The following is a 21,468-nucleotide window of genomic DNA, read 5'->3' as shown; positions in this document are numbered from 1 at the left end:
GTTTAGACTTAAGGAATATTTGCGCTATTGTACTTTAACTAAAATTCATAACCTCAGCATGATGGATACTGATACCAATTCTGTATGAAGATGCGCTAAACCATATTTAAGTACAAGAAAGAAAAACGAACCGCAAAGTCCGCAAAGAACACAAAGAAAGAAAGAAAGAAAGAAAGAAGAAGTTAAGAGGGTTTGGCGCAGCCTCACAAAGAAATGGTATGAGTATATAGCGTTAGCAGTCCAAGGCTATGCCTACGATTCAAACGGTGTTGTAGTGCTTCTTGGGGAGTGTTGGCGATCGCACAAACAGCAGAGGGGTCGAATTTTCTGAGAAAATCACAGTTATGGGCTACCTCCAGGTGATCTTCTACAACGAGAAACAGTAGTGGCTTGGCTTGCATATCTTGGACGATGATTCCGTAAGCATGGCTGAAATTGAACTTGTGTATTTTCTATTCATAAGAAGATGTTTTAATGACATCTTACACCTAATTACAAAACCGAGTTTCTGAGGCATCAGTGCTGGATTTACAATCAATATATATAGCCGTCCTAAATAGGAGAAACAACAACTATGTCGTTACATCTGACAATCAACTACCCTGAAACCTTCCCTGATGCTGTTGGCAAAACCAGAGAACAATTTGAACAAGAATCAAAATGGGCAATGGCAGTTAAACTCTATGAAATGAAACGTCTTTCCTCTGGTATGGCTGCTGCATTAGTGGGAGTAGATCGAGTCACCTTTATCCTTAAGCTCAATGAGTATGGGGTTCCCTTAATTGATCTGAGTGAAGAGGAATTATTATCAGACCTAGAAAATGCCTAGTAACAATCAAATTGTTATTAACACTTCTCCCTTAATTGCCCTTGTCGCTGCTGTGGGTGATTTAAATATTTTAGAGTCTCTTTATACAGATGTTCTTGTTCCTTTTTAAGTCTATGAAGAAATACTAATTGGTGGCACTACAGGCTTGGCTGTAAACGAATTTCAATCTGCATCATCGCTACAAAAGCAAACTTCTCCTTTAAATATTTCTCCCTTTCTATTTAACTCCTTAGATTTGGGAGAAGCATCAGTTATTCAATTAGCACTAAATAAAAATATTTCAACTGTCTGTATTGATGGGAGCATCCCAATTTTGGCTTAAATCTTTTCCCTCACACCCAGCCCCTCTCCCAAATATGGGAGAGGGGAGACATAATTCTAGTCCCCCTTCTCCCAAAAATGGGAGAAGGGGTTAGGGGATGAGGGCTATCAAGGTTTTTGCACCTGACGGGATGCTCCCGTATTGATGAAGCTGTTGGGCGAAGAATAGCTAGATTAAGTGGTCTTTCGGTCACAGGTTCAATTGGAATTTTATTACGTGCTAAACGTGAAGGTTATCCTCTATCTATTAGAACAGCTATTCAAAAAATGCTCAATCACAATATTCGCTTAAGTCAAACAGTTATTGATTTCGCAGTTAAAGAAGCTGGAGAAGGTTCATAACCTGCTTTTATTAAGCAGACAAATAACAAAATATCACTTAATAGTTGAGGTTATTGCCAATGCGATCGCTCTCAACTTCCCATTGACATATTCCCCTCTATACCCATAGGTTCTTTAGAACAAATTTTAGATGAAAACTGGTTTCCTGAGTAGAAATGGTGCAATTTGGCAAATATGATCATCAAATACCAGCCTCAGTCAATGCCCGACTCAACGCATCAACCAAATCTAAACTTTCCGCCCACTCTATAAGGTAGGTGTAGTCTAAACTTTGTGCTTGCAACTTGAGTATGCCCAATACATCACGCCACTGTTTTTCAAATTGACTACTTTGCCGCCACCACAACTTCTGTAAAATCGTATCCTCTGGCGAAGCCACCCAAAATTGAGGTATCCCATCTAAATCAGGCAATATCCGACGTGCCATCTGCGATACTGCAAATGGTGAACTATCAGTAATATACAGATCGGCGTTAGCTATGGTTTCAGTATGTGTGATGTTGAGCATTCGCTCGTATCCTCGCTTCAAATCTTCAACCGCCCCTGCTGGACAATAGTATCCTGCTATTTCCAGTGTCGTTACCAACAAATCGATTTGGTCGGGTTGAACTGAAATTACCAAATCTAAATCCCGTGTCGAGCGAGGTTCCCCGTGAATTGAACTAGCAACACCTCCACTAACGTAATAAGGTATATTTATTGACTCAAAAAGCTGATGGAGTTCGCCTGCTAGCGAGATGGAATCTTGAATCCACATACTTTCATCAACACCAATAAACTGGAAGTTTGGAGAGAATTTTTCTGCCAACAAAGCACGCGCAAATATACAACGGATTTCCTCGTTGGAAGCACTGCGATGTCGTGATTTAATTCCTGCAAGGCAAAGTTTTTTTACCCCACGTTCATGAGCCGCGAACATTTTTATTCGTTGTTCAAGTGAAAGGTTTCGCAACCGGGAAAACAGATAAATATCGGCATCGATGCTGGTATCGGCGGCTTGCGGTCGATAATTTAGTTTTGCGCCCATCTGCAAGGATGCATTTTCAGCAGTTGCCACATCAAAAGTTATTAATCGTTGTTCTGTAGTCATGCTACTCAACTTGGTATCCGCTTAAACGCGATCGCCTACATAAGCACTCGATTGTATCCAAAATAGAGCAGAAAATAAGTGTAAGTGCTTTTTAGCTTTATCTAATCCTGTTACACAGTCTGCTTTTTATCATAACTATACGTAACCACCCATTGCTTCTCTACCAAACCCGATTAAAATAAATACGCAACTTGGGCTTCCATAGGAGTATGCAGCCGTGCAGCCGGACTTAATAGGCTTAGAAATTAGTAAGGGGGAACTGAGACGTTTGACTGGGTTTGACCCAGAAGACGTTTTTCGCCCCTCGGTTTTGCGAGATAGCAAGAAGCGATTAGGGTTTTTTATCAATGAATTGCTGGTGATGCTGGCGCTAACGCCAATAATTGTGGGTTTTATTTACGCGCTTATTATTCTGCCAACAATTGGTTCTTCAATTCGACTAGGAATTCTTTTACTGATTTTAGTGCCAATGCCGATATTAGTGGGGCGATGGCTGTGGCGGCAGTTGACCTGTCCTGAAGGACTAACAATACTTTTAGACGAAGTTGATAAATATCATGACCTGGTTGCTGCTATAGATATTAATGACCAATTGGCAGCATCAGGAAACGTAGAAAGCAGTTTCCACGACCGAGATCAAGTAACCGCCGCCTTGCAACTAATTAGAGAAGATTTAGTCCGCGCTCTGAAAACGGAACGAATTTTGCGGGATAATAAAAAATTGCTTGCTAATAACCAAGAGTTATTTGTGAATAATTTAGCCAGTCTGCAAGCTTTACAAGTTAGTAGTCAAGCAGGCGAATATGCTCAACTGCTAAATCAATCATTGCAAATTGCGATCGATGTACAAACAGAAATCAGAAAATTGCACAAAGGCTGAGTGGATGTTTGTAAAGCTTGGGCGACTAGAAGTCGCAGCTACACAGACCAAACCTGCCTCCGCAGGTTAGAAAACCATTAATCTTGTATTAGTCCACGGAGGTGGACTTTGCTTGTGTAGTAGCGAATTCTATTCGCCCCATATTTTCCCAGAAAACAATCGCCCCGTTGACCTAAATGAGCAACAAACCAAAAATAATTGTCTTGGATGATGACCCTACAGGTTCTCAAACAGTCCACAGCTGCTTGCTGCTAATGCACTGGGATGTGGACACTCTCCGCATCGGGTTGCAGGATGATTCGCCGATTTTCTTTGTGCTGACTAATACTAGATCCTTAACGCCAGAGTCAGCTGCATCTGTCACTAAAGAAGTTTGCCATAACCTAAAAATCGCTTTGAATGCAGAAGGAATTGAGGATTTTCTGATTGTCAGCCGTTCTGATTCTACTTTGCGGGGACATTATCCCATTGAAACTGATGCGATCGCCCAAGAACTCGGCCCTTTTGATGCTCATTTTCTTGTACCAGCTTTTTTTGAAGGTGGACGCATTACCCGCGACAGCGTGCATTACTTGATTATCGGCGGTGTAACCACCCCAGTGCATGAAACTGAATTTGCCCGTGATTCAGTCTTCAGCTACTATCACAGTTATTTACCCAAGTATGTCGAAGAAAAGACTCAAGGACGAATTAATGCCGAAGTTGTGGAAATATTTCTCCTAGACGATATTCGCGCTGGTAGTTTAGAACGCTTACTAAAACTGAGTGGTAATCAGTGCGCTGTCGTCGATGGTGAAACTCAAGATGATCTCAACCGCTTTGCAGTAGACATATTAGCCGCCGCAAGTCAAGGGAAACGCTTTTTGTTTCGCAGTGCAGCAAGTATTCTAACGGCTTTAGCTGCTTTACCACCCCAACCCATTGCCGCCGAAAAGATGGCGCAGTACGTGCGAGAAGGCAAACCAGGTGCGGTAATTGTTGGTTCCCATGTTAAAAAGACTACTGAGCAATTAGAGGCACTATTACGACTAGAAGGAACTGTGGGAATTGAAGTAAATGTAGCGCGATTACTTGATGATCCAAATCAATCTGCGGCATTGCTAACTGAAATCCAAGAAAGTACACGGGCGGCACACGACGCGGGCAAAACACCAGTGGTTTATACTAGCCGTCAGGAACTGAATTTTAAAGATGTCAAGACAAGATTGGAATTTGGGGAAAAAGTTTCAGGTTTATTGATGGATATTGTCCGCGGTTTACCATCTGATATAGGATTCTTAATCAGCAAGGGTGGCATTACCTCTAATGATGTCTTGAGTACTGGACTAGCTTTAACTTCAGCCCGTTTACTCGGTCAAGTTTTAGCTGGTTGTTCAATGGTATTAACGCCATCCAATCATTCCCAGTTTCCTGATTTACCTGTGGTGCTGTTTCCCGGTAACGTTGGCGATGCTGATGCCTTGGGGACAGTTTATCAGAGGTTGACCGTGCCAATTTAAGATTAGAGATTTGACATTAAATAATCTTTTGGTTCATCCCAGACTAACATCTTACTACGCATCACCCCTTCTAGGTAATCCAAATCCAAAATCCCAAATTTAAAATCCAAAATCTGTGTATTCTTTGTCTTTTGGCTAGTACTTCATGACTTCTGATTCTGCGGTTCCCAATCTAAAGTCAAATTCTGCACTTCCTAATGCAGAATCAAACTCTATTCTTTCGGAGGTAGAGGAAAATCTTACTGTTTCTGATCTAGAGTCAGATCCTATCCCCCCTGATGCGGAGTTAAAATCCGTCCTCCTTTATTTAAAATCAAATACTGTCCTTGCGGATGTAGAGTCAAATCCTGCTAACCCAGATGTAGAGTCAAATACTGATGCAGCATCAGATGATTTTATTCTTACTGATTTAAATCCCAATGAGTCAGCAATATCAGGGCATCGCGTAAATGACAATAGTCAAGTCCAATTAAAAAGTAAGGAGGGACGGCTGTTATTAATTCTGCCCCCGGAATTTCAACTATCTGCCTCAGAACTCACTTGGTCTGATATTTGGCAACAAATAAGACAGCGTTTGAATGCAGGCGATCGCTTTCGGATATCTAACACACCTGTGCATCTAATGGCACAAGACCGCCTAGTAGATGCTAGACAACTCCAAGAACTCGCCGAGGCTTTGAGTGAAGTGCAACTGCGGCTAATCTCAGTTTCGACTAGTCGGCGGCAAACTGCGATCGCTGCCGTGACATCTGGGTATTCTGTAGAACAACTACAGCCCGTAACTTCCTTGAATTCCGAGCCAACGGCTACAGCCATACCCCAAGAAGATGCCCTTTATTTGGAAATGACAGTCCGTTCTGGAGTAGAAATTCGTCATCCTGGTACAGTAATTATCTTGGGAGATGTAAATCCAGGTGGTATTGTAATTGCAGATGGAGATATTATCATCTGGGGTCGCCTCCGGGGAATTGCTCATGCTGGTGCTGGAGGCAATCGTGAGTGTCTGATTATGGCATTGCAAATGGAACCAACTCAATTACGGATTGCAGATGGTGTAGCTAGAGCACCAGAAAAACCACCAATGCAGTATTCTCCAGAGGTGGCACATATTACCCCCCAAGGAATTCGCATCGCTAGGGCTACTGATTTTTCCAGAAACCAATTTACCAAGAGCAATCAAGAGCCATAAATATTTACTTAAAGAATGAAGTATAAAGGATGAAATAACATAAATATTCATGCCTCGCCCTTATCAGGGAGAACAGATATTTCTTCATACTTGATACGATGCTTCATACTTTATACTGCAATTTACTGTTTTATATTTTCTGAACCCTTATTGACCGCATTTCTATCATGACTCGCATTATAGTGATAACCTCCGGCAAAGGAGGAGTGGGTAAAACCACAGTTTCAGCAAATCTGGGCATGGCTTTAGCCAAAATGGGTCGTCAAGTTGCCTTGGTTGATGCGGATTTTGGTCTGAGAAATTTGGATTTGCTGCTAGGGCTAGAAAACCGCATCGTCTATACTGCGGTGGAAGTCTTAGCCAGAGAGTGCCGCTTAGAACAAGCCTTGGTGAAAGATAAGCGCCAACCCAATCTCGTACTTTTGCCGGCAGCCCAAAATCGCTCTAAAGATGCAGTCACGCCCGAACAGATGAAGTTATTGGTGAATGCACTGGCGCAAAAATATCAGTACGTGATCATCGATAGCCCCGCCGGGATTGAAAATGGATTTAAAAATGCGATCGGCCCGGCAAAAGAAGCACTAGTTATCAGTACACCAGAAATTTCCTCAGTTCGTGACGCTGACCGGGTAGTGGGGTTACTAGAAGCACAAGGTATCAAACGTGTTCATTTAATAATTAACCGCATCAGACCCGCAATGGTGCAGGCAAATGATATGATGTCAGTGCAAGATGTTCAGGAACTTCTCGCCATTCCCCTAATCGGGGTAATCCCTGACGACGAGCGTGTTATTGTATCTACCAATCGCGGCGAACCCTTAGTGTTAGCGGAAAATCCCTCTTTAGCTGCCACAGCCTTTGAGAACATTGCTCGTAGATTAGAAGGGGAAAGTGTCGAATTTATGGAGATCGACTCGTCCCAAGACAGTATCTTTGCCCGGATACGAAGGTTGTTCAGGACAAAGATTGTTTAACTTACTTTTCCAGTCTCCGCGCCAGACCTATTCGTAATGATTGAACTTCTAGAACGGCTTTTTTCTCGCGGTCCTGATAGCAGTCGAACTCAAGTTAAACGTCGCCTGCAATTGGTGATTGCTCACGATCGCGCTGATATAGACCCTCAAACGTTGGAAAAAATGCGGAAAGAAATCTTAGATGTAGTCTGTCGCTATGTCGAAGTTGAGACAGAGGGCTTGGAGTTCTCCTTAGAAAGCAACCAACGAACGACAGCTTTAATTGCTAATTTGCCCATCCGCCGGGTTAAAGGAGCCATACCTGAATGGGAAAGAGGTGATAAACCTCTGTAGTTTTAATTTTAAGCATTTTGATTTAGCCTGAACTTCTGACGATGCGATCGCCCCTCAAAGCCTGTTAACGTCATAAATGAACTGTTGGTATTGAGGCAAATAAGCTATGACAGCCAGAGAGCAACTAATTCAGGAAATTGATCGGGTTTCAGATTCTCTAGTGGAAGAAGTGCTAGACTTCTTGCTATTCATAAAAGCTAGACAGGATCAGAAAAATTCCACATCTGATGGTGAGAAAAGCCAGCCATCTGAGCAAAGCATTCTAGAACGCATGGGAGGAATTCCCCAGCATTTGCTCTGTGTTGGTAATTTGTCAGATCGAGACGTTAAAAGAGCAGTTATTGCATCGCGGATACAGCAGAGCCATTATTTCTAGCCCTTCAATTTCTTGAAAATCTAACACTTTCATCTCTGGAAGATTCAGGATTTCATCTACTAGAAATTTCATATATATCAGGTATGAGATAGCTAAAAGTGTTTATTTATTAAATTAGAAGTGTTTTTTTTACTTTAAAAAAATTAAATAAAACTTTATATTAACAGTGGAACGAAGTTTTAAAGGGTTTTGCTTAAGTTGACACTAGTGTTAGGATGCCCACCCCACAAGAATCATCCCTATTTTAAGCAACGCCAAAAAAAATCTCCCGTTATCAGCAATGACGACAACGGGAGGATATAAGATTTTTAATAAATTATCGGTAGGCTACTTGTGGGCCTGCCCAAATTTCTGTAACCTTTTTACCAAAAGTAATCGGCTGATCTTCGTCTGTTGTGGGTAAAGTCTTGCCATCATTAGTAACTTGCATTAATGGCCAGTTTTCCTCACCTAATTCACCTGCACGGAACAACACATGATCCGGTTGCTTTTTACTCCAACCTAACAATACTGCAATTTTTTCATGCTCTTGCTGATTAGCAGGAGCAACTGTGTTAGCTTGATTTTTTTGCCGATCCCAAATCACTGCACTATCTGTAGAATCGCCTGTATTAAATATACCTTCAAACTTACGTGCTAAGAAGCGATCGCCTTTTTCTGACCAGCTAACTGGAACTAATACCCCAATTTTACCACTCAGATCAGTTTCTTCTGACTCTGACGCCGCCGCCTTTAAAGCCTTTACCTTTAATAAAGGATCGCTAACAGGAGTAGTTGAAGCCATCACCCACAACCTCTTGGTTTGCATATCTTGGACAAACAGCACGCTGGTAACACGGCTATTGTACATTTGAGGTTTTACCTCCAGTTGCACTCGGCTATAAACAGCATATTTCCCATCTGGAGAAACCACGGGTACGCTGCGGTAGTGACGCACTCCCGAACCACCCTTAGAACTAATAGCTTCTTGAGTCGCTGTAATCCATTTCCAAGGAATAGGATGAGGACTACCTATGGGATCTATTTGTTCTGCTTGGGACTCCTCGCGTGGTTCAACAACAGGTATTTCCGTCGCTGTGGTTGGTTGTGATTCTCTAAGAGTTGGTGCTACTTGAGTTGCTGTCAATGATTCAGTAAAAGACTTTTCTCTAGAGAGATAATTTTCTTGTTCTTTCAAAGACTTGATATTAGCAGCTTTGAGTTTTTGGATTAAATTAAGCTGACTAACAGGAACATCTGTTAGTGGTGCTAGTTCGACTGCTGCCAAAGAATCAGGAACAGTTAAATCGCTGCTTGACACAGAACTATGGATTTGAGCCAAAGACTCTATTTTCTCGGCAGGTAATACTTGCGGTTCCTGGACAGCAATACTTTGTGTTGGCACATCAAATTTTTCTATTAAGGAGTCGGTTTGCTCTGTTTTTGATATTTCAGCTATCTCAGGTTCCCCAACTACAGCTATTTCCTTTGATACAGAGTCAGAATTTCCAGTCATCGAAGTTAGTTTAGTTACTTCGGATTTTACGGGGAACGAGTGAGCCGATGCCCCTAGTAAGGGTGCAATCAGTATTACAACGACAACGTAATTGAGAAATGGTTGCGTGCGGAACCATCCTGACAGCAAAAGGGGTTTAAGCATTTGTAGACTCTCTAGAGGGGCGGTTGCTATGTGAGAAGCAATACCTATGCAGCAATGGGCAGGCGGTAATTATATGTATAACAAGAAACTAAAAACTTTGACGGGATTTTTAATTCAAAGTTAGCAGAGTTTTACAAAAATAATTTAAGTATCATTGTCTACACCTTTTATTACTTAGGTACTGGATGTTTTTTTACAAAAATATGCGAGTATAGTAAATATGCTGACAAGTCAGTAATTACTATACAATATCTAATCTTGCTAGTTGCTATACCTAACCACACCAAAAATAGGTATTAGTGAAGGGATATTCAGCCTCTAATAATGCTGGCAACTACGAGTGAGATAAATCGCCGATTGGGGATCGTACTAGCGATCGCTAGTACACAACAAACAAGCCAGGTTATACACTAATATAAGAGGGCAAACCCTCATAATGGTAAACTTGAGGCGTTATCTGAAAAGCTGGTAAAGCAGACGTACAATACATCATACTCAGAAAATACTGCTGTCAGCAACCCAAAGTTATCAACTGCAATTTCAACTACAGAAGTAGTTAAAAGACGCAATACTTTTTTAGGAACCCAATTGCATTTAAGGGCAATTTGGGGCAAATTATCAGGAACACAACAAAATTGACTCGGTAGATGCTCTAGCGGCTCGTGACGAGACACCACTAAACAATTAGGTTCGCTAAAGCTAGATGCAGTTTATATTACCTGTTACACTTCTTAACTTAACTATTAAGTTAATCAAGTAGCCTTTTGTTTCACCAATACGAAAATATTGTACCATCAAACAGCCGATATTATTTACCATTAATTAATCACTAACGATTAACAACTAATTATTAATGAAAATTGTATTCTTTGGTACACCCCAGTTTGCTGTACCCACATTGGAAAAGTTATTGAATCATCCAGAATTTGAGGTGTTGGCAGTTGTTACCCAACCAGATAAACGCCGGGATCGGGGAAATAAACTTACGCCAACACCTGTAAAAGCGATCGCTACTGCTCACAACTTACCAGTATGGCAACCCGAACGGGTGAAAAAAGACACCGAGACTCTAACCCAACTCAAACAGTTAGATGCAGATGTGTTTGTTGTTGTTGCTTATGGACAGATATTATCGTCAAAAATCTTAAATATGCCAAAATTGGGCTGCATTAATGTGCATGGCTCGATTTTACCCAAATATCGGGGTGCAGCGCCGATTCAGTGGTGCTTGTACAACGGTGAGAAGGAAACGGGGATCACGACAATGTTAATGGATGTGGGGATGGATACCGGCCCAATGCTACAAATAGCCACTACACCGATTGGATTACTAGATACTGCCCAAGATTTAGCCGACAGACTAGCTGCGATCGGTGGGGATTTGTTGGTAGAAACTCTGTTAAAGTTGTCACGCCAAGAAATTCAACCAATTCCCCAAGATAATTTAGCAGCTACTTATGCGCCTCTGATTCAAAAACAAGATTATGCTTTGGATTGGTCAAAAAGCGCGATCCAATTACACAATCAAATTAGAGGCTTTTACCCTAACTGCACCGCTACCTTTCGTAACAACCTGCTAAAAATCACCGCTTCTGCTCCCCTTGCTTCTGTAGGCGATGTCTGGCGACAAGCCGCTCCGCGTCTACGCGATCTCCCATCAGAATTACAAGACTTAATGCATAAATTGCCTGATTTGTCAAATACATCAGACACACCAGGAGTTGTAGTCAGCATTGCCAAAGGAATTGGTGTGATCGTCCAGACTGGGGAAGGTTTGTTGCTGTTGCGAGAAGTTCAGTTAGCTGGTAAACGTCCCCAGTCGGGATGGGATTTTGTTAATGGTACCCGCTTAACAGTGGGAGAAGTTTTTGGTGCGGGTAGTTGAGGGGTTGTCAATTTTGGATTTTGGATTTTGGATTTTGGATTAGAGGAAAAATCTAAAATCTAAAATTTAAAATCTAAAATTAAATGACTTCTAACTTTTCATAAAAGCGGCAAGATTCGCAAGGGCCATCTGGGTTGACTGCACAGCGCATGATTTCTGAATGAGCATTGTAGGAACAGGAGGCATCGCCAACTACCCAACGTCCCCCTACCAAACTTTTCTCAGATGGTCGTTTAGCAGACTGTACGTAAATGGCAATATTATGCAAGCGGTAGCGCCCACCTTTAAGTTGATATCGATGGCGGCGTTCTAAAACCGCGTAGGTTTTACCTTCAAAATCGAGATAGTTTCCGGGTTGGGGTGTCCAATCAAGTTGCACTTTACCGAGGGACTCGCGCGGATGCGTCAGAATCACCTCGGTTTGTAAAGAGTCTGGCTCCATAAGCTTATGTGATTTGATTTACATTATAAGCATGGTATCGCAATAGCTTTCTTTAGCTTACCGAATTTAGATTAGAATTATTGATTAACTCTTTGCATCCCTACGAATTAGGGCAACCAAAATTCAGGTAAGATAGATTTGCCCAAGTCACGCAAAGTTTGGTTGAGCGATCGCGCCACTTGGATATGCAATTCATCTTCTTCTACAGCTAAAATCTCAGATGGCTGACCTTCACCTAAATAAGACACCACCAAATTCGCCGCCTCCAAACCAGTAACATAAGCCTTTTCTTGTGACCAGGAACCATGACGGTTGACAATCCAATCCCCACTCATAAACACATTTTCAAAACTTGTTTTAGCTGGCAACATATAACGATAGCTACCAGGTGCAAAATGAGTTACCGCTTGAGGTAGCCTAATTACACTACTATCAATTATCTTTGCCTCCCGAAACGCCGGTACACAAGTTGCTAAATAACCCTGAACTATTGCTAAAATCTCCTCATCGCTCAAACTCATAAACTGATTTGCGTGATAAAAATCAGCTTCAATTACTGTTCCTGGCTCATCCCGATATTCATCATGTAGAGCATTCAAATCAAAAAACGTCCAACCTGTACTCTGGTCAAATCCAAAACAAGCATTAGAAGGACGAGGAATATCAATTTTGCGGTCAAACCATAGTCGCGTTGCTAAAACATCAATTGCTCCTAAATTGCTCAAATTACGGAATTCTTCACGACTTTGTAAACTAGGGCTAGTTGAGACAATTTTCTTCATCCCCGCAATGCCAACTGCAAAAATAACCGCATCTGCTTCAATTACTTCATCACCGCAAACCACACCCTTGGCTCGATGATTGCTATCAACAATTAAGTCTGTAACTCGGCGTTTGGGTAATACTCGCGCACCAGCTTTTTCGATACGTTCCACCCAAGGACGAAATATTTTTTCTCCAACAGTTCCTCGACACCAAACTACATCAAAATCTGCTTGATGAGCCAGAATAAAAAAGTAAAGCATTCCTAAAGTTGCGGCGGCTGAACATTGTTCACCAGGGGCAAACAAGCCCACTAATAACATTGGTTCAAAAGCATCGCGGTAAAGTCGGAAAGAAACGTTAAAATCTTTGAACAATTCACGAGCAGTTACAAAATCATAGCGTCGCCAAGCTGCATCAGAATTATCAAAATCAACAACAGCATAAAGTAAAGGTAAGGCGCTGAGACGGTCAATTAGTGGCAGCCGCTTAAATTGAGTGTAGAGAAAAGTTCCCAGTGGCGAGGGAAGCCGGGGTAAGTCTTGAAAAATTGGTGATTCAACTTCCAAACCTGCTGGCGAATATTGCGAAGAACGAGTCCAAGTAGTAAAAGGATTAATTTCTAATTCATTGATTAGGGAAAAAATATTTTTGTAAGGATACCAAAAGCCATGAATGCCAGCTTCAACAGATTTCCCGGCGGCTGTTTGCCAACCTGCCACCAGTCCACCGGGATAGGGGCCTGCTTCTAGAAGCGTCACATCATAGCCTTGTTTTGCCAAATGGTAGGTTGCTCCTAAACCAGCCCAACCAGCACCTACAACTACCACCCGTTTTTGTTGTGACCCTTCTTGCATCCCAGCCTCCGATTGTTGCATATCAACTAATGTATACGAACTTGTGTTCTGATCGGGCGGCAGGTTGCTATTACAACGGTTTTCGTACCCTGCGGCAATGGATACAATAGCCGCTTTGGTAGCATAGCTGTGCTACCCTACGAACCATATTCCATTGAACAAAAACAGTTATAGACTTTAAGAAAGGCTAACGTAGAGCAATTCAGTAAAAATCGCTTGCGGTTAATGCTGAGTTAAGAGTATAACAGAAAACAGACTTGACTATTCATGAGGAATAATCCTAATGACTCAATTAGCAAATGAAAAATTCAGTCTGAATGACTTTGAATTACGAGATGGAATTTATTTTCCGACCGACTATGAACAATTGAATAATACTCAACATAAAAAAAGATGGGACGCAATTGGTAAAACATACTATGGTTCCCAAAAAGTTGAAAAACTTGCAGATACATCGCCCATAAAACAAGATTACACTCTGTTAACTGGCACACCTGGAGGTACTTGGAACAAATTTCCATTGAATAAATCTGTTGGTTCTATTTTAGAGATTGGTTGTGGTTATGGTCGCGCACCTTTACATCTATCTAAAGCGAAAAATTTGAGATGCGAAAAATATTATGGGATTGATATTTCTGAACCTTTATTACGACGGTTAATCAAGGTTAAACAAGAATACAATTTTTTTCCTGAAGCTGAATTTAACTTAATTTGCAATTCGGCTGAAATATTGCCTTTAGAAGATAATTCTATAGATTTGGTAATTTCTAATTGTGTTTTTATGCATATCCCAGATGCACAATTAAGAAATTTGCTGGCTGATATATCTCGCGTACTAAAACCTGGTGGAATTTTCGTTTTTAATCATTCCTTTCACAACAAGTCTTGTCCTTCTCATATTATCCATAATTTTATCAGAAGGCTGAATCCATTTGTAAGAAATCCAGTTTATCTCAAGCAATATACATCTGCTGAAATAAATGATATGTTAGCGACTGCTGGGATGAAGGCTAAGTGTCCCCAATACACTGTCGAACCAACGCAAGAATATGCAATTTTGCCGGAAACAATTAAAGCAATTCCAGTGCCGTTTGCTAATGCTATCAATAGAAGCCTTAAGCCATCAGATGCTTTAAAAGAAACTTTGGCTTATGGTTTTAGCGCCTATAGCACTCAACTGGACTAATTAAGAAAGTATTTTTTTGTCACAATGAAATCAATACAAACCTAACTTTTCACGCGAACTGGAAAACCTCACTTCTATTTCTCTCATCCTTTAAGGAGAGAGACTTTGAATTTTATTTTCTCCCTTAGAGCATTGGGAAGAGGATTAGGATGTTAGGTTAATCGTTAGCTTTTCCACATAGCCTGAATTGTTAGAATACAAAGGAACTACGGAAGCACAACAATATTGGTTGTGCTTTTATTTTTGCAATAAATGTAATCTACCAACTTTTACCAACATGTTTTAACTAAAGTTGGTAAATTAAGGATTAGTTGAGCTAATTCTTCGCTTTGCAACTATGCCATTGGATTTATCGCCTCTTTGGATATCACTCAAAACTTCATTACTTGCTACATTTATCACATTTTTTTTGGGTATCGCTGCTGCCTACTGGATGCTGGGATATCGTGGCAAAGGTAAATCGTTGATTGAGAGTATCTTTATTGCACCACTGATTTTACCACCTACGGTTGTCGGTTTCTTGTTGCTGCTATTTTTTGGCAAAAATGGCCCTGTAGGGAAACTCATGGAGACTTTTGACTTCACCATCGTCTTTACTTGGTATGGTGCTGCGATCGCAGCTACCGTAGTTTCTTTCCCTTTAATGTATAAAACTACATTGGGAGCTTTTGAACAAATAGATGGTAATTTGCTGCGAGTAGCCAGAACCCTTGGTGCAACTGAAGCCACAATCTTTTGGCGCATCAGTTTTCCCCTAGCATTACCTGGCATTGTAGCCGCCACAATGCTCGCTTTCGCCCGTGCTTTGGGAGAATTCGGGGCGACGTTGATGTTAGCTGGTAACATTCCAGGACAAACGCAGACAATCCCAATGGCGATTTATTTTGCTGTGGAAGGGGGAGCGATGAATGAGGCGTGGTTCTGGGCGATCGCAATTATGGTAATTTCTCTATCTGGAATTATTGCAGTCAACTTCTGGCAAGAATTGAGGGAAAAGAAAGGGGGAGTAGGGAGCAGGGAGCAGGAAGCAGGGGGAGAAAATCTTTATCCGTTGGACTCTAGCTTTGAATCTGGTGGATTGTTTGTCAACATTGAAAAAATACTTCCTAGTTTTGATTTAAAAGTTGCTTTTACTACTGATGAGCAACCGTTGGGATTATTGGGGGGTTCTGGTGCAGGTAAGAGCATGATTTTGCGCTGCCTTGCGGGGATAGAAACGCCGACAAGAGGGCGGATAGTTTTAAATGGGAGAGTTCTGTTTGACTCAGAACAAGGAATTAATTTACCCAGCCGCGATCGCCGCATTGGTTTTTTAGTGCAGAATTATGCTCTGTTTCCACACATGAGTGTGGCGCAAAATATCGCTTTTGGCTTGCCTAAAAAACTATCTGCTGGGAGTATTAGAGTGCAAGTAGAGGAGCAACTAATAGCGATGCAGTTGCAGGGATTAGGCGATCGCTATCCGCACCAACTTTCTGGAGGGCAACAACAACGGGTAGCTTTGGCAAGAGCATTAGCAAGTCAACCGGAAGCATTACTTTTAGATGAACCGTTTTCGGCACTTGACACCCATCTGCGTAGTCAATTAGAGCAGCAAATGACAGAAACTCTTGCTGGCTATCAAGGTGTGACTCTATTTGTCACCCATAATATGGAAGAAGCTTATCGGATTTGCCCGAATCTATTGGTATTGGAGCATGGTAGAGCCGTTCATTATGGCAGCAAACATGATATTTTCCAGCATCCAGCTACTGTGAGTGTCGCCCAACTTACCGGATGCAAAAACTTCTCCCGCCTTATTGCTCAGTCATCACAACAGGTGGAAGCGATCGATTGGGGTTGTACTCTGCAAGTAATTGAACCTGTCAAAAGTGAATTATCCCACATCGGTATTCGCGCCCATCAGTTCATTTTTACCAAAGACTCATCACAGGAAAATACCTTTCCCTGCTGGCTAGTAAGAACAAGTGAAACGCCTCACCGGATGACGTTGTTTCTCAAACTACATTCGGCTGGCAAGAATTCTCAAGACTATCATCTGCAAGCTGAAGTCTTCAAAGAAAAATGGGCGACTATGAAAGACCAACCTTTCCCTTGGTATGTGCGTTTAGATCCTCTGCGGTTGATTTTGATGGAATGAACGCAGAGATATACGGGACATAGGGAAGTTTCAAAAATTGCTCCAATATTATAGGGTAAAATGTCCACTCCACAATAAATAGTTGGGTATTCTATGGTAGCGGGATGATTTATCCCACACAGAAGCTTAGAGGTGCAGAGAGGATAAGATGATTATGGCAATCAATAGACTTCTTACATGAATCCTTGCCCTCTCCCTAAATCCCTCTCCCAAGTTTGGGAGAGGGACTTTGAAATTGGCTCCACTTGTTCCAAGTTTGGGAGAGGGACTTTGAAATTAGCTCCCCTTGTTCCAAACTTGGGAGAGGGACTTTGAAATTGGCTCCACTTGTTCCAAACTTGGGAGAGGGACTTTGAAATTAGCTCCCCTTGTTCCAAACTTGGGAGAGGGACTTTGAAATTAGCTCCCCTTGTTCCAAGTTTGGGAGAGGGACTTTGAAATTGGCTCCACTTGTTCCAAGTTTGGGAGAGGGACTTTGAAATTAGCTCCACTTGTTCCAAGTTTGGGAGAGGGACTTTGAAATTGGCTCCCCTTGTTCCAAACTTGGGAGAGGGACTTTAAAATTAGCTCCCCTTGTTCCAAACTTGGGAGAGGGACTTTAAAATTAGCTCCCCTTGTTCCAAACTTGGGAAAGGAACTTTAAAATTAGCTCCCCTTCTCCCAAACTTGGCAAAGGAATTTTAAAATTAGCTCCCCTTCTCCCAAACTTGGCAAAGGAATTTTGAAATTAGCTCCCCTTCTCCCAAACTTGGGAGAAGGGGTTGGGGGATGAGGGCAAGTTTTGCATTGGTACAAGATATCTAATATGTCTGTGTAGCTGTAACTTCCAGTTATCTGCTGCAAAATGTGAGTTAGCTGGCTTCCAATATATTACAGTTGATGAGTCTACCTTGGAGTTTTTAATATCTCGAACGGAAAAAGTAAGAAAGCTTGCCGGTTTTATAGAGTTGGGGCTGACTCTTTGCTTAAACTGAATTAAAGAGAAAATTTTGATTTCTCTCATCCCCTCTCCCGCAGTCAGTATTGGGGCAGGGGGTGAGGGAAAAAATAGCAGACGAGGGCAAAATAACCTAGACACACCCAAAATCAAGGTTCAAAATTTCATGCCCAAATCATCTGCTAGAATTCGAGGTACTACACCAGAAATAGAAGCCGCAGCTATACAACTACGGACAAAACTCACGCCAGCTGAAAAGCAACTATGGCAGGCTTTAAAAGCAGGTAAACTAGGTGGCTTCAAGTTCCGCCGTCAGCACCCAGTTGGACATTTTATTCTTGACTTTTACTGTCCAGTTTGCAAACTAGTCATTGAGTTAGATGGAGCAATTCATGATAATCAGACAGACTATGATGCAGACAGAACAAAATATTTAGAAACTTACGATTATAAAGTTTTGCGTTTCCAAAATGAAGAGGTTATGCAACAGTTAGAAAAAGTTTTATCTCTGATTCTTCAGGCTGCATTAGCCCTCAGCCCCTCTCCCGATTCCGGGAGAGGGGAGTAAATTTTTTAGTTCCCCTCCAACTGTGCCAAGAATTGGAAAATGGCGGGATGTTAGACCTGCTGCGCTATGGCATCATTGACTACATAGTATAGTGAAATTCCAGATTCAGAGGGAATGCAACCTTATTATCTATATACTTAATTATTGATATTAATAGTCAATTACTGAAGTACTGATCCAGAATCATCATGAAATCTTTGCACCGTCCCGATCTGTATAGCTGGTCTAATTTCAATCCGGCAAGAAATATTGATTTCAATGGGATTGCCTGGATTCGGCCAGATGGCAACATCTTGATTGACCCAGTAGCCCTATCAAACCATGATTGGAATCATCTCAAATCCCTCGGTGGTGTGGTTTGGATTGTGCTGACGAATTCTGAGCATGTCAGGGCAAGTAAAGAAATTGCCGATCAAACCTATGCTAAAATAGCTGGTCCTGTGGCAGAAAAAGACACTTTCCCTATACCTTGCGATCGCTGGCTGTCTGATGGTGAAGAGTTCGTACCTGGGTTAAAAGTAATTGAACTCCAAGGCTCGAAAACTCCTGGTGAATTGGCTCTGTTACTGGAAGAGACGACTTTGATCACAGGGGATTTAGTCAGGGCGCGGAAAGCAGGTAGCTTAACTATATTGCCAGATGACAAGCTTCTGAATCGAGAGGAGGCTATTGCTTCTGTTCGCAGGTTAGCAGAACTGAGTCGCGTAGAAGCAGTGCTGGTGGGGGATGGTTGGCCCGTCTTCCGCGATGGACGCGATCGCTTAAAGGAACTTGTAGCGACGCTATAAATGCTAGGGTAGCACAGCTAGCTGTGCTACCCTACAGGAGATTGTGATTCAAATAGATCAAAAAGGCTGTAAGAAGAATTGTAAATATTACAGATTGATACAGCTAAATAATAACGCCTGAATTTAACTCTATTTAATTACCCTGAGCAAAACGCGATTCTCCTGTGAAAAGGCTGTGCGATCGCGTGCAGAATATTTACAGTGTTGCCTAAAATTATGGATAATTCCCCAGTAGTCGCTCAAGCAGATGCCTCCTTAGCAAATTACACTCAGGATATACATCTAGTGGAGTCAGCAGTTGGATTGAATTCACCACCAAACGAAAAGATCGGAAGTGACTTTGACTCTCGCATGATGCTGCGGTGTTTGGAACTTGCTCGCCGCGCTTTAGGACGGACTTCGCCAAATCCGTTAGTGGGAGCGGTGATTGTCAAGGATGGCGAGATTGTCGGCGAGGGGTTTCATCCTCGTGCAGGTGAGCCTCATGCAGAAGTGTTTGCCTTGAGGGCAGCAGGGGATCGCGCTCGTGGTGCAACAATCTATGTGTCACTAGAACCTTGCAATCACTACGGCCGGACTCCCCCTTGTTCAGAAGGATTGATCGAAGCAGGGGTAGCAAAAGTAGTCGTGGGTATGGTTGATCCCAATCCCCTGGTAGCGGGAGGCGGTATTGCCCGTTTACGTACGGCGGGGATCGAGGTGTTGGTAGGAGTAGAAGAATCAGCTTGTCATCAGCTAAATGAAGCTTTTGTGCATCGCATTCTCTACAAACGACCTTTAGGAATTTTAAAATATGCCATGACTTTAGACGGCAAAATTGCTACTACCTCTGGACACAGCACCTGGGTAACAAGCCAAGAAGCCCGCAGTGAAGTACATCAGTTGCGGGCGGCTTGCGATGCAATAATTGTCGGCGGTAATACAGTTCGACAAGATAATCCTTATTTAACCACCCGTCAGGTAGAGGCACATAAACCCCTGCGGGTGGTTATGAGTCGCCATCTCAACTTACCGGAAAATGCCCATCTGTGGCAAACTGCGGATGCTCCAACTTTGGTATTGACAGAGAAGGGTGCTAACCCCAACCTCCAAGAACTGTTGCTCAAGCAGGGGGTGGAGGTGGTGGAATTAACATCACTTACACCAGATAAGGCAATGGCGTACTTGTATGATCGGGGTTTTTGTAGCGTCTTGTGGGAATGTGGCGGAACCTTAGCTGCAAGTGCGATCGCTCAAGGAGCAGTGCAAAAAGTTTTAGCATTTATTGCCCCAAAAATCATTGGTGGTAGCATTGCTCCCACACCTGTGGGCGATTTAGGTTTTACTACCATGACTGAGGCGTTGTCTTTAGAACGTGTTCGTTGGCGTGTAGTCGGCTCTGACTGCTTAGTGGAAGGTTATTTTCCCCAAAAAGCCAATAGTCAATAGTAAAAATACTTGACTATTAATCAATTCATCGTGATTTTGCTATCATGAATACTGACGTTCATGGGCAATATCACGTATAAGGGCTAGCCGAGATTGAATGTAGTGGCACAGAAAATCAGTTTCGTTAGAATCTAACAAGACTTGCGTTTCGGTTTGTTTTATTAACCACTGCACCAAGCTAGCATCATCCAGTTGTAAGAGGAGTTTGGCTTGGGCAGTTTCAACCACTGACCAAAGCTGACGCATGATTTTAGGAGTCATCAGACCTCAATTAAATAATTAGCTTTGCTGTCTTTAGATTACACAATTACTATCGCACTTGACGACATGAATGTAGAAGCTGAGACAAGTATTATTAAAAAGTTAATAATGCTATTTATAACTTTATGAAGGTTAAGAATTTGAAACTCAGTTTTGAAAATGGGGATTGGCGATCGCTACTGCATAGGTTTGGAAAATTTTTAGGTTGGGTTGAACTTAAGTCTTACCCAACAAAGTCTTGAAAATGTTGGGTTTCGTTCCTTAACCCAACCTACATTAGAGTTATTTTTCAGACAAAACCTACGCAATATTGGATTGGAGATTACTAGGCGATGGGGTGCGGTGATTTGTTAGGTGGTGTTGGGTTCCTCAGGATTTTCACCAAGCAAATTATACTTGCGACGCTGTTCTTGGGCAAACTCATGAAAAGACCGGAACCGTCCTACCTCAAAATCATCTAATCCTTGTTGAATCCCCTGTATAGCTTCCTCTGATTCTTGTACTTCCCACTCTAGGACACTGGTAAGCAACTCAGACGCTACAAGACTAACATCTTGACCTTGGCGAGTGGCTAACTCACGTAGTAATGCTTCTAATTCTGGGCTAAGGGTAATGAAATTGGCATACAGGTACTTCCTTTGGCATTCAGCGTCTGCGCGATATTCTAGCAAACACATCAATTTTTGTTGATGCGAGAAGAATTTATTTTTGGACGAATACAAGCTTTAGGGAACTCGACTGA

23 protein-coding genes and 1 pseudogene are annotated in these 21,468 nt (G+C 42.1%); 16 read left to right on the top strand and 8 right to left on the bottom strand.

The annotated features are described in order from the left end of the window. Positions 1 to 203: 203 nt before the first annotated feature. Positions 204 to 401, bottom strand: a complete 198-nt coding sequence (locus V7K73_RS14870; RefSeq protein ID WP_334881163.1) for a hypothetical protein — start codon at positions 399 to 401, stop codon at positions 204 to 206. A gap of 173 nt (positions 402 to 574) precedes the next feature. Here V7K73_RS14870 and V7K73_RS14865 point away from each other — a divergent pair, with 173 nt between their 5' ends. The 4 genes and pseudogenes from V7K73_RS14865 to V7K73_RS14850 form a co-directional block, all read left to right on the top strand. Then, positions 575 to 829: a UPF0175 family protein gene (locus V7K73_RS14865; protein ID WP_334881161.1), complete on the top strand. Its 255-nt coding sequence runs from the start codon at positions 575 to 577 to the stop codon at positions 827 to 829. Positions 830 to 974: 145 nt separating this feature from the next. Beyond that, positions 975 to 1,151: a hypothetical protein gene (locus V7K73_RS14860; protein WP_334881159.1), complete on the top strand. Its 177-nt coding sequence runs from the start codon at positions 975 to 977 to the stop codon at positions 1,149 to 1,151. 116 nt (positions 1,152 to 1,267) lie between these two features. After that, entirely contained in the window at positions 1,268 to 1,492 is a 225-nt protein-coding gene (locus V7K73_RS14855; protein WP_334881157.1) for a DUF3368 domain-containing protein, read from the top strand. Positions 1,493 to 1,555: 63 nt separating this feature from the next. Then, positions 1,556 to 1,645: pseudogene (locus tag V7K73_RS14850) on the top strand (DUF29 domain-containing protein); the annotation flags it as partial. Between the two features lie 28 nt (positions 1,646 to 1,673). Here V7K73_RS14850 and V7K73_RS14845 read toward each other — a convergent pair. Next, positions 1,674 to 2,519 (bottom strand): hypothetical protein, encoded by an 846-nt coding sequence (locus V7K73_RS14845; protein ID WP_334881188.1) that lies wholly within the window; start codon positions 2,517 to 2,519, stop codon positions 1,674 to 1,676. A gap of 280 nt (positions 2,520 to 2,799) precedes the next feature. Here V7K73_RS14845 and V7K73_RS14840 point away from each other — a divergent pair, with 280 nt between their 5' ends. The 6 genes from V7K73_RS14840 to V7K73_RS14815 all read left to right on the top strand — a co-directional run bounded on the left by V7K73_RS14840 (position 2,800) and on the right by V7K73_RS14815 (position 7,833). Further along, on the top strand, positions 2,800 to 3,462 hold the full coding sequence (locus V7K73_RS14840) for a hypothetical protein (RefSeq protein WP_334881155.1): 663 nt from the start codon (positions 2,800 to 2,802) through the stop codon (positions 3,460 to 3,462). Between the two features lie 176 nt (positions 3,463 to 3,638). Further along, on the top strand, positions 3,639 to 4,961 hold the full coding sequence (locus tag V7K73_RS14835) for a four-carbon acid sugar kinase family protein (RefSeq protein WP_334881153.1): 1,323 nt from the start codon (positions 3,639 to 3,641) through the stop codon (positions 4,959 to 4,961). 145 nt (positions 4,962 to 5,106) lie between these two features. Further along, a complete protein-coding gene (minC, locus tag V7K73_RS14830; RefSeq protein WP_334881151.1) occupies positions 5,107 to 6,150 on the top strand; it encodes a septum site-determining protein MinC in 1,044 nt (347 codons plus the stop codon). Between the two features lie 167 nt (positions 6,151 to 6,317). Beyond that, positions 6,318 to 7,124, top strand: a complete 807-nt coding sequence (gene minD, locus V7K73_RS14825) for a septum site-determining protein MinD (RefSeq protein WP_334881149.1) — start codon at positions 6,318 to 6,320, stop codon at positions 7,122 to 7,124. A gap of 36 nt (positions 7,125 to 7,160) precedes the next feature. Further along, on the top strand, positions 7,161 to 7,457 hold the full coding sequence (minE, locus tag V7K73_RS14820) for a cell division topological specificity factor MinE (RefSeq protein WP_334881147.1): 297 nt from the start codon (positions 7,161 to 7,163) through the stop codon (positions 7,455 to 7,457). A 106-nt stretch (positions 7,458 to 7,563) separates the two neighbouring features. Beyond that, on the top strand, positions 7,564 to 7,833 hold the full coding sequence (locus V7K73_RS14815) for a hypothetical protein (protein WP_334881146.1): 270 nt from the start codon (positions 7,564 to 7,566) through the stop codon (positions 7,831 to 7,833). Positions 7,834 to 8,149: 316 nt separating this feature from the next. Here V7K73_RS14815 and V7K73_RS14810 read toward each other — a convergent pair whose 3' ends face one another. Next, positions 8,150 to 9,472, bottom strand: coding sequence for a hypothetical protein (locus tag V7K73_RS14810; protein WP_334881144.1), 1,323 nt, complete (start codon positions 9,470 to 9,472; stop codon positions 8,150 to 8,152). Positions 9,473 to 9,903: 431 nt separating this feature from the next. Further along, positions 9,904 to 10,146, bottom strand: coding sequence for a hypothetical protein (locus V7K73_RS14805; RefSeq protein ID WP_334881142.1), 243 nt, complete (start codon positions 10,144 to 10,146; stop codon positions 9,904 to 9,906). Between the two features lie 179 nt (positions 10,147 to 10,325). Here V7K73_RS14805 and fmt point away from each other — a divergent pair, with 179 nt between their 5' ends. Continuing rightward, on the top strand, positions 10,326 to 11,357 hold the full coding sequence (gene fmt, locus V7K73_RS14800) for a methionyl-tRNA formyltransferase (protein ID WP_334881140.1): 1,032 nt from the start codon (positions 10,326 to 10,328) through the stop codon (positions 11,355 to 11,357). A 79-nt stretch (positions 11,358 to 11,436) separates the two neighbouring features. Here the strand turns inward: fmt and V7K73_RS14795 are convergent, their stop codons facing one another. Further along, the gene (locus V7K73_RS14795; RefSeq protein ID WP_334881138.1) at positions 11,437 to 11,799 is read right to left on the bottom strand and encodes a DUF6464 family protein; all 363 of its coding nucleotides are present in this window, start codon (positions 11,797 to 11,799) and stop codon (positions 11,437 to 11,439) included. Positions 11,800 to 11,906: 107 nt separating this feature from the next. After that, positions 11,907 to 13,517, bottom strand: a complete 1,611-nt coding sequence (locus V7K73_RS14790) for a hydroxysqualene dehydroxylase (RefSeq protein ID WP_334881186.1) — start codon at positions 13,515 to 13,517, stop codon at positions 11,907 to 11,909. Positions 13,518 to 13,701: 184 nt separating this feature from the next. Here V7K73_RS14790 and V7K73_RS14785 point away from each other — a divergent pair, with 184 nt between their 5' ends. From V7K73_RS14785 to ribD, 5 genes are all read left to right on the top strand, one after another. Beyond that, positions 13,702 to 14,604 (top strand): class I SAM-dependent methyltransferase, encoded by a 903-nt coding sequence (locus V7K73_RS14785; RefSeq protein ID WP_334881136.1) that lies wholly within the window; start codon positions 13,702 to 13,704, stop codon positions 14,602 to 14,604. A 337-nt stretch (positions 14,605 to 14,941) separates the two neighbouring features. Next, positions 14,942 to 16,744: a molybdate ABC transporter permease subunit gene (gene modB, locus V7K73_RS14780; protein ID WP_334881134.1), complete on the top strand. Its 1,803-nt coding sequence runs from the start codon at positions 14,942 to 14,944 to the stop codon at positions 16,742 to 16,744. Between the two features lie 1,103 nt (positions 16,745 to 17,847). Continuing rightward, positions 17,848 to 18,249, top strand: a complete 402-nt coding sequence (locus tag V7K73_RS14775) for an endonuclease domain-containing protein (protein ID WP_334881132.1) — start codon at positions 17,848 to 17,850, stop codon at positions 18,247 to 18,249. Between the two features lie 188 nt (positions 18,250 to 18,437). Next, entirely contained in the window at positions 18,438 to 19,037 is a 600-nt protein-coding gene (locus V7K73_RS14770; RefSeq protein ID WP_334881130.1) for an MBL fold metallo-hydrolase, read from the top strand. Between the two features lie 216 nt (positions 19,038 to 19,253). After that, entirely contained in the window at positions 19,254 to 20,465 is a 1,212-nt protein-coding gene (ribD, locus tag V7K73_RS14765) for a bifunctional diaminohydroxyphosphoribosylaminopyrimidine deaminase/5-amino-6-(5-phosphoribosylamino)uracil reductase RibD (protein ID WP_334881127.1), read from the top strand. Positions 20,466 to 20,507: 42 nt separating this feature from the next. Here the strand turns inward: ribD and V7K73_RS14760 are convergent, their stop codons facing one another. Both V7K73_RS14760 and V7K73_RS14755 read right to left on the bottom strand, forming a co-directional pair. Beyond that, on the bottom strand, positions 20,508 to 20,726 hold the full coding sequence (locus V7K73_RS14760) for a hypothetical protein (RefSeq protein ID WP_334881125.1): 219 nt from the start codon (positions 20,724 to 20,726) through the stop codon (positions 20,508 to 20,510). A 350-nt stretch (positions 20,727 to 21,076) separates the two neighbouring features. Continuing rightward, entirely contained in the window at positions 21,077 to 21,403 is a 327-nt protein-coding gene (locus V7K73_RS14755) for a hypothetical protein (protein ID WP_334881123.1), read from the bottom strand. Positions 21,404 to 21,468: the final 65 nt, after the last annotated feature.

It is taken from the genome of Nostoc sp. (assembly GCF_036916975.1).
GTDB lineage: Bacteria > Cyanobacteriota > Cyanobacteriia > Cyanobacteriales > Nostocaceae > Nostoc.
The sequence above is the reverse complement of the archived record's forward strand: the minus strand, read 5'-3'. Positions and strand labels throughout refer to the sequence as shown.

Excerpts from the sequence above, each read along its gene's own strand:
- V7K73_RS14870 (WP_334881163.1), bottom strand. The coding sequence starts at position 401 with ATGCAAGCCAAGCCACTACTGTTTCTCGTTGTAGAAGATCACCTGGAG.
- V7K73_RS14865 (WP_334881161.1), top strand. The coding sequence starts at position 575 with ATGTCGTTACATCTGACAATCAACTACCCTGAAACCTTCCCTGATGCT.
- V7K73_RS14845 (WP_334881188.1), bottom strand. The coding sequence starts at position 2,519 with ATGGGCGCAAAACTAAATTATCGACCGCAAGCCGCCGATACCAGCATC.
- V7K73_RS14835 (WP_334881153.1), top strand. The coding sequence starts at position 3,639 with ATGAGCAACAAACCAAAAATAATTGTCTTGGATGATGACCCTACAGGT.
- minC (WP_334881151.1), top strand. The coding sequence starts at position 5,107 with ATGACTTCTGATTCTGCGGTTCCCAATCTAAAGTCAAATTCTGCACTT.
- minD (WP_334881149.1), top strand. The coding sequence starts at position 6,318 with ATGACTCGCATTATAGTGATAACCTCCGGCAAAGGAGGAGTGGGTAAA.
- minE (WP_334881147.1), top strand. The coding sequence starts at position 7,161 with ATGATTGAACTTCTAGAACGGCTTTTTTCTCGCGGTCCTGATAGCAGT.
- V7K73_RS14815 (WP_334881146.1), top strand. The coding sequence starts at position 7,564 with ATGACAGCCAGAGAGCAACTAATTCAGGAAATTGATCGGGTTTCAGAT.
- V7K73_RS14810 (WP_334881144.1), bottom strand. The coding sequence starts at position 9,472 with ATGCTTAAACCCCTTTTGCTGTCAGGATGGTTCCGCACGCAACCATTT.
- fmt (WP_334881140.1), top strand. The coding sequence starts at position 10,326 with ATGAAAATTGTATTCTTTGGTACACCCCAGTTTGCTGTACCCACATTG.
- V7K73_RS14795 (WP_334881138.1), bottom strand. The coding sequence starts at position 11,799 with ATGGAGCCAGACTCTTTACAAACCGAGGTGATTCTGACGCATCCGCGC.
- V7K73_RS14785 (WP_334881136.1), top strand. The coding sequence starts at position 13,702 with ATGACTCAATTAGCAAATGAAAAATTCAGTCTGAATGACTTTGAATTA.
- modB (WP_334881134.1), top strand. The coding sequence starts at position 14,942 with ATGCCATTGGATTTATCGCCTCTTTGGATATCACTCAAAACTTCATTA.
- V7K73_RS14775 (WP_334881132.1), top strand. The coding sequence starts at position 17,848 with ATGCCCAAATCATCTGCTAGAATTCGAGGTACTACACCAGAAATAGAA.
- V7K73_RS14770 (WP_334881130.1), top strand. The coding sequence starts at position 18,438 with ATGAAATCTTTGCACCGTCCCGATCTGTATAGCTGGTCTAATTTCAAT.
- ribD (WP_334881127.1), top strand. The coding sequence starts at position 19,254 with ATGGATAATTCCCCAGTAGTCGCTCAAGCAGATGCCTCCTTAGCAAAT.
- V7K73_RS14760 (WP_334881125.1), bottom strand. The coding sequence starts at position 20,726 with ATGACTCCTAAAATCATGCGTCAGCTTTGGTCAGTGGTTGAAACTGCC.
- V7K73_RS14755 (WP_334881123.1), bottom strand. The coding sequence starts at position 21,403 with ATGTGTTTGCTAGAATATCGCGCAGACGCTGAATGCCAAAGGAAGTAC.